Source organism: Noviherbaspirillum aerium (genome assembly GCF_008929045.1).
Taxonomy (GTDB): domain Bacteria; phylum Pseudomonadota; class Gammaproteobacteria; order Burkholderiales; family Burkholderiaceae_D; genus Noviherbaspirillum; species Noviherbaspirillum aerium.
Genome location: NZ_VFAH01000083.1, coordinates 1 through 730 on the forward strand (window position 1 = coordinate 1; position 730 = coordinate 730).

General features: G+C 61.0%; 1 protein-coding gene and 1 pseudogene. Both read right to left on the reverse strand.

The features are described from left to right. On the reverse strand, nt 1–295 hold a 295-nt coding region (locus FH061_RS30170; protein ID WP_192805340.1), incomplete at its 3' end, for a TRAP transporter small permease. Between the two features lie 151 nt (nt 296–446). Further along, nucleotides 447–730 (reverse strand): annotated as a pseudogene (locus FH061_RS30175) (TRAP transporter substrate-binding protein); the annotation flags it as partial.

The window sequence follows — 730 nt, forward strand, 5'->3', positions numbered from 1 at the left end:
AGCCGACGACGAAGTGGATGACGATCTCGAACTTCTCGCGCAGTTTTTCGGGCAGCAGCACGAGGATGGATTCCATGCCGATGTGGCCGGCGTCGCGCACGCCGGCGGCGGCGCCGAGCATGGTGACATAGATGACCAGCACCAGGGCGGCGCCCTCGGCCCAGGTCGGCGTGTCGTTCATGACATAGCGGCCGAACACCTGCCATATCACCACGAAGACGATGCCGAACAGGCCGAGCACCGCCAGGATCATCGCCGCGCGGCACAGGGCCCCATTCATTTTGGTAAGAAACATTATCTTGTCTTGTTCAACAGGCGGAGCGACATCCGCCTTGATCGCTGCATCTAACATACGGCCTCCAGAATCCAGAAACGGTTCAATGATGGAAGCCGGCAGGCTTCCATCAGTGTCGTGTCACCTCATGCTTGTCATGAGGGACAGGGAATCAATGTGCGCTTTTCTGGATCTTGGCGACGACGTCCTTGAGCGCCGGGTCGGTCACGAAGCGCTCATACACCGGCTTCATCGCCGCCGTAAAGCCGGCCTTGTCCACATCCGTCACGATCTGCGCGCCGCTGGCCTTGACCACTTGCTGCGCCTTCGCTTCACGCTCGTCCCACAGCTTGCGCATCGCCGGCACCGACTCCTTGGCCGCCTTGCGGATCAGCGCCTGGTCGTCCTTGGACAAGCCGTCCCATACCTTCTTCGAGAACAGCAGCACTTCCGGCG